General features: G+C 64.3%; 6 protein-coding genes. 3 read left to right on the forward strand and 3 right to left on the reverse strand.

The features are described 5' to 3' along the window. Window positions 1-262: 262 nt before the first annotated feature. Complete coding sequence (locus VJ811_RS03140; protein ID WP_324070825.1) at window positions 263-1483, reverse strand: polyhydroxyalkanoate depolymerase; 1221 nt, start codon at window positions 1481-1483, stop codon at window positions 263-265. A gap of 276 nt (window positions 1484-1759) precedes the next feature. Between VJ811_RS03140 and VJ811_RS03145 the strand changes: the two genes are divergently transcribed. The 3 genes from VJ811_RS03145 (at window position 1760) to VJ811_RS03155 (ending at window position 4502) form a co-directional block, all read left to right on the forward strand. Next, window positions 1760-2017: a YjhX family toxin gene (locus VJ811_RS03145; RefSeq protein ID WP_037517885.1), complete on the forward strand. Its 258-nt coding sequence runs from the start codon at window positions 1760-1762 to the stop codon at window positions 2015-2017. A 133-nt stretch (window positions 2018-2150) separates the two neighbouring features. Next, window positions 2151-3935, forward strand: a complete 1785-nt coding sequence (locus tag VJ811_RS03150) for an ABC transporter transmembrane domain-containing protein (RefSeq protein WP_324070826.1) — start codon at window positions 2151-2153, stop codon at window positions 3933-3935. A 30-nt stretch (window positions 3936-3965) separates the two neighbouring features. Then, window positions 3966-4502 carry a DUF1993 domain-containing protein gene (locus VJ811_RS03155; protein WP_324070827.1) on the forward strand — a complete coding sequence of 179 codons (537 nt, stop codon included), beginning with the start codon at window positions 3966-3968 and terminating at the stop codon, window positions 4500-4502. Between the two features lie 22 nt (window positions 4503-4524). Here VJ811_RS03155 and VJ811_RS03160 read toward each other — a convergent pair whose 3' ends face one another. Together VJ811_RS03160 and VJ811_RS03165 are read right to left on the reverse strand one after the other, a co-directional pair. Next, window positions 4525-4959 carry a biopolymer transporter ExbD gene (locus VJ811_RS03160; protein WP_324070828.1) on the reverse strand — a complete coding sequence of 145 codons (435 nt, stop codon included), beginning with the start codon at window positions 4957-4959 and terminating at the stop codon, window positions 4525-4527. Window positions 4960-5199: 240 nt separating this feature from the next. Further along, window positions 5200-5607: OmpA family protein (locus VJ811_RS03165; protein WP_324070829.1), on the reverse strand; the 408-nt coding region annotated here is incomplete at its 5' end.

Consider the following 5607-nt stretch of genomic DNA (forward strand, 5'->3'; position numbering starts at 1 on the left):
GTCGCTTTTCGGTCGATTTGAGCCATGCCTCTCTTCCCGCTCGTGTCGAGCGAAGTCGAGACACCCATCGACGCATCGCCTAGCCTGAGGGGCATCTCGACTTCGCTCGATGCGAACGGGGTGAGAAGCTTTAATGGCAGCAACCGGTCGTTTCCAGACCTTCGTCATCCCGGACTTGATCCGGGATCCATCGCAGCTTTGAAGTCATGGACCCTGGATCAAGTCCGGGGTGACGATGAAAGAGAATGGCCGCAAATGGTCGTTAGCCGCCGTTGCTACGAATCCATTTCTCGACCACCGGCGCAATCTCCTCGCGCCATTTGCGGCCGTTGAAAATGCCATAGTGACCCACACCCTTCACCATCAGATATTTCTTCTGGTCCGCGGGTAGCGACTTCGCGATCGTCAGCGCCGCCTTGGTCTGGCCGATCCCCGAAATATCATCGCGCTCGCCCTCGATCGCGAGGATCGCGATATCCTCGATCACGCCGACATCGACCGGCTGGCCGCGGTGGGTCATCTCGCCCTTCGGCAACAGGTGGCGCTGGAACACGACGTCGACCGTCTGCAGATAGAATTCGGACGTCATGTCGCACACCGCGCGATATTCGTCGTAGAATTCCTTGGTCTTGTCGGCGCTCTCGCCGTCGCCGTCGACCAGATGCTTGAACATCTCCCAATGGCTCATCATGTGATTGCCGAGGTTCATCGACATGAAACCCGCAAGCTGGAGGAAGCCCGGATAGACGCGGCGCCCGGCGCCCGGATAATAGGCGGGGACGGTCGCGATGACATTTTCCTGGAACCAGGCGTGCGGGCGCGTCATCGCATGCTCGTTCACCGCGGTCGGCGCCTTGCGCGTGTCGATCGGCCCGCCCATCATCGTCAGGGTCTTCGGCCGGCACTTATGCTTGTTCGCCGCCATGATTGCCGCGGCGGCAAGGCTCGGCACCGAGGGCTGGCATACCGCCAGCACATGCGCGCCGGGACCGATATGCTCGAGCCACGAAATCAGATAATCGACATAATCGTCGAGGTCGAACTTGCCCGCCTCCAGCGGCACGTTGCGCGCATCGCGCCAGTCGGTGATCCACACGTCATGGCCGGGCAGCATTCGCTCGACCGTCCCGCGCAGCAGCGTCGCATAATGGCCCGACATCGGCGCGACGATCAGCAGCTTGGGCGCATTCTTCGTGCCCTTGTGCTTGAAATGCTTGAGCTGGCCGAACGGCTTGCGCGCCTCGACGACCTCGGTCACGCGCACCGTCTCGCCATCGACGATCGTCTCGTACAGCTCGAACCCCGGCTTGCCGCGCGGCGCCGACGCATGCGCAAATACTTCGAGCGCCGAGGCGAACATCGGGCTGCCGCTGAAATAGCCCAAGGGATTCGCCGGATGCTGCATCACCTGCGCGCCCGCCGTGGCGAGCGCACTCGCCCCCGCGAGCCAGTTCTTCTGCATATCAAAGGCGTGATAAAGCATGTTCAAATCGTTCCTTGCATGACCCCGGCGGCGCTCTCCGGCGCCTGCGCATTGGTTAGCAGTCTAGGGGCTCATCCTCATTGTGCAATGCATCAAAATCGTTGCGAGGCGTGCCGAAGTCGAATAAATTGCGTTTCGCGGTGCAGGGTGCGCCGATGGAGTGACTATGTCTGAGATTGCGGGCAACCGCTAACGTCCCGGCGTAATCGGGATGTGCGCAGCGCGGCGACCAACGGGTCGGCGCGCCTTTGTTGCTTGTCATTCCGGACATATCCCATGAATATTTCGAAAGCGGAGCAGCGCATGCTCCATGTGCTGGCGCAGGGCGGCATGATCCGCCATCGCCGCGGCGAAAACGGCCATATCGTCGAGGCTTTGTGCTTCACCCGCGATGGCCACGTCCTCGCCAATACCGGCCTGCCCTTGTTCAACCGGTTGCGGCGACGCGGTTTCATCGGCTCGCAGAACGGCGCGCCGTACCGCATCACACAGGCGGGTCTCCGCGCGGTGCGCGCGCAGCTCGACAACCGGTGACGGATCGGGAGCGCGGTGCATGCCGCCGCGCTCCCTTTCGGCGCGATCCTGTCGCCCCGCTTCAAAGCGCTTGAAGCCATGGGTCATTCTGCGGCGTTGAGCACCACCGGCGGGACTGCTAGGGCGGTCGTCCATGGCGACCACATCCGACAAATCCGAAACGCCCCGCCGCAAGCTCGGCAGCCTGCGCATGGTGTGGCACTATGCCAGCCGCTATCCGCTGCAACTGGTGATCGCCGGGATCGCGCTCGGGATCGCCGCACTCGCGACGCTCGCCATTCCTTACCAATTCAAGGAAATGATCGACAGCGGCTTCATCGCGGGCGGCGGCAATGTCGCGCCGCATTTCCGGCTCTTCTACGCGATCTGCGTCGCGCTGGCGCTCGCGACCGCGCTGCGTTTCTATTTCGTCAGCTGGCTCGGCGAACGCACCGTCGCCGATATCCGCCAGGCGGTGCAGCAGAATCTGTTGCGCCTCGCGCCCGGCTTCTTCGAGGAAAACCGCCCGTCCGAAATTGCCTCGCGCATGACGTCGGACACCGCGATCATCGAGCAGGTCGTCGGCACTACCGTTTCGGTCGCGCTGCGCAACACGGTCATGGGCATCGGCGGCATCATCTATCTGTTCAGCCTCTCGCCCAAACTGACCGCGGGCATATTGCTCGGCATCCCCGTCATTATTCTGCCGATCGTCCTCCTCGGCCGGCGGCTCCAGAAAGTATCGCGGACCAGTCAGGACCGCGTCGCCGATATCGGCGCGACGACCGCCGAACAGATGGGCGCGATGAAGATCGTCCAAGCCTTCGGCCAGGAAGCGCGCGAGGCGGGTCGTTTCTCGGCCGCGGTCGAAGCCAATTTCGCCACCGCCAAGCGCCGCATTCGCCTCCGCGCGATCATCACCGCAACCGTGATCGGCCTCCTGTTCGGCGCGATCACCACCCTGCTCTGGTATGGCGCCGAAGGCGTCGCGCAGGGCACGATCACCGGCGGCACGATCGCCGCCTTCGTCCTCACCGGCGGACTCGTCGCGGGCGCGTTCGGGGCATTGACCGAAGTCTACGGCGACCTGCTCCGCGCCGCGGGTGCGGCCGAACGGCTGAGCGAGCTGCTCAATGCCGACGCGAGCATCGCGCCGCCCGCAAAGCCGCGCCCTTTCCCCGAACCGCCCCACGGAACGCTCGAGTTCGATCATGTCGAATTCCACTATCCGACCCGCCCCGACGCCCCCGCGCTCCACGATTTCAGCCTTGCGATCAACCCGCGCGAGACCGTCGCGATCGTCGGCCCCTCGGGCGCCGGCAAGTCGACGCTCTTCCAGCTCGCCGAGCGCTTCTACGACCCGCAGCGCGGGCAGATCCGCCTCGACGGCATCCCGCTGGTCGAAGCCGATCCCGCCGACATCCGCGCGCGTATCGCGATGGTGCCGCAGGAAACCGTGATCTTCGCCGCTTCCGCGCGCGACAATTTGCGCTACGGCAATTGGGCCGCGACCGACGAGGATTTGTGGGATGCGGCGCGCGCCGCCAATGCCGAGGAATTTCTGCGCAAGCTGCCGCAAGGGCTCGACACCTTCATGGGCGAAGGCGGCGCGCGCCTCTCGGGCGGCCAGCGCCAGCGCGTCGCGATCGCGCGCGCGCTCCTCCGCCGCGCCCCGCTCCTTCTCCTCGACGAAGCAACCTCGGCGCTCGACGCCGAATCGGAGAAGCTCGTGCAGGACGCGCTCGAAACGCTGATGCACGACCGCACGACGATCGTCATCGCGCATCGGCTCGCGACCGTGCGCGCCGCCGACCGCATCATCGTCATGGACGACGGCCGCATCGTCGAAGAGGGCAAACATGACGAACTCGTCGCCGCCGACGGCCTATACGCGCGCCTCGCGCGGCTTCAGTTCCAGGACAATCTCGCCGCCGCCTGACCCAGTTTCGATCGACCAAAGGAAATGACGATGCTCTACGACCTGACCGTACCGGCCTGGCAGAATGGCCTGAGAGCGCTGTCGGGCGAGCTTTCGCGGGCGCGCGCATGGGGTGAGGAGAACGGGATCGGCGAATTGCAGTTCGCGGTCGCGCGTCTCGCGCCCGACATGTTCCCGCTCGCCTCGCAGGTTCGCTTCACCTGCGTCCAGGCGCTCCAGCCGTTGGTCCGCCTCGCCAACACCGAAGTCCCCGATTTCGCCGAGGACGCCGTCGATTTCGCCGGAATGCAGGAACAGATCGCGGCGACGCTCGCGATCCTCGATGCGGTCGATCCCGTCACGCTCGGCGCCGACCTCGATCGGGCGGTCAGCTTCCCGCTGCCCAACGGCATGGTCTTCGACATGAGCGCCTTCGATTATGTCCGCGACTGGGCACAGCCGCAATTCGCCTTCCACCGCACCGCGGCCTATGCGGTGCTGCGCCACATGGGCGTCCCGCTCGGCAAGGCCGACTATGTCAGCTATATGATGCGTTATCTCCGGCCCGGAACGGCCCCCGCCGCCTAAGGCAGCGGGAAGCCGCCAGGGATCAGATCAAGCCGGCATAATTGTGGATGCCGGGAAAGCCCAGTTTCGACCCGCCATTGCGCCGGATCGCCCCGATCGCTTCGTCGACGCGTAAGTAGCGCGCCCGCGCATCGGGATCGAGCAGGATCGCCGCGGGCTCGGGACGCTCGGCCGCCTGTTTTACCAACATGCCCAATTGTGCCAGATCGACGGCCTCATTGTTCCAGCGGATCACGTCGACGGTATCGATCGTGACGCGATTTTCCTCCTTGACGGGAATGCCTCTTGGATCACCGGGCAGCGTGACATCGACGCTGTGCGTCGGCGGCGGGATGGTGATGATGAACATCACGAGCATCACCAGCATCACATCGATCAGCGGAGTCGTATTGATGTCGGGATCGCCATTGGGGTCGGCGCGAAAAATGCTGCGATGAAACCTGCTGCGTGTGCGCATCGTCTCTCTCCCGCTCGGGGACGGCGCACCGCGTTTGACGGGCACCACCCCCTCATCGAGGGCTCAAGGCCATCTTGCGCCCTTTAGTTATGGTATATCATAAAGCTGAACGAGCAAGCGGAAACAGCAAAATGAGCAGCGGATGATCATTGCCGCGTGAAGCGCGCATAAAGAAAGGGCGGCACCTTTCGGCACCGCCCTTCTTTTTCGTTCCGTCCCAGTCGGGAGCGGAAACCGGTCTTACATGCCCGAGTTCGGACCGTAAGTGATTTCCACGCGACGGTTCTGGTCGTTGCGGACGCCATCGGCGGTTGCAACGGCCGGGCGGCTTTCGCCGAAGCCCTGCGCGCTGATCGAGCCATCCGAGATACCGCGAGCGGTAAGATAGCTGCGAACCGCGGTGTTGCGACGTTCCGACAGGCCGACGTTGTACTTGGCCGAACCCGAACGGTCAGCGTGACCGGCGAGCATGACCTGCGTACCCGTGCAACCACGGTTGTAGGCGCTGATCGCGTTGTCGAGCGTCGAAGCCGCTTCCGGCGTGATGTCCGACTTATCCCAGTCGAAGTACACGATATACGGTCCAGGCGCACATTCCACGACCGGCGGCGGCGGCGGAGGCGGCGGAGGCGGCGGGGGCGGGGGCGG

This window comes from Sphingopyxis sp. (assembly GCF_035250425.1).
Lineage (GTDB): Bacteria > Pseudomonadota > Alphaproteobacteria > Sphingomonadales > Sphingomonadaceae > Sphingopyxis.

Bases quoted from the DNA above. Each gene is read 5' to 3' on its own strand.
- VJ811_RS03145 (WP_037517885.1), top strand. From the start codon at position 1,760: ATGAATATTTCGAAAGCGGAGCAGCGCATGCTCCATGTGCTGGCGCAG.
- VJ811_RS03150 (WP_324070826.1), top strand. From the start codon at position 2,151: ATGGCGACCACATCCGACAAATCCGAAACGCCCCGCCGCAAGCTCGGC.
- VJ811_RS03160 (WP_324070828.1), bottom strand. From the start codon at position 4,959: ATGCGCACACGCAGCAGGTTTCATCGCAGCATTTTTCGCGCCGACCCC.
- VJ811_RS03155 (WP_324070827.1), top strand. From the start codon at position 3,966: ATGCTCTACGACCTGACCGTACCGGCCTGGCAGAATGGCCTGAGAGCG.
- VJ811_RS03140 (WP_324070825.1), bottom strand. From the start codon at position 1,483: ATGCTTTATCACGCCTTTGATATGCAGAAGAACTGGCTCGCGGGGGCG.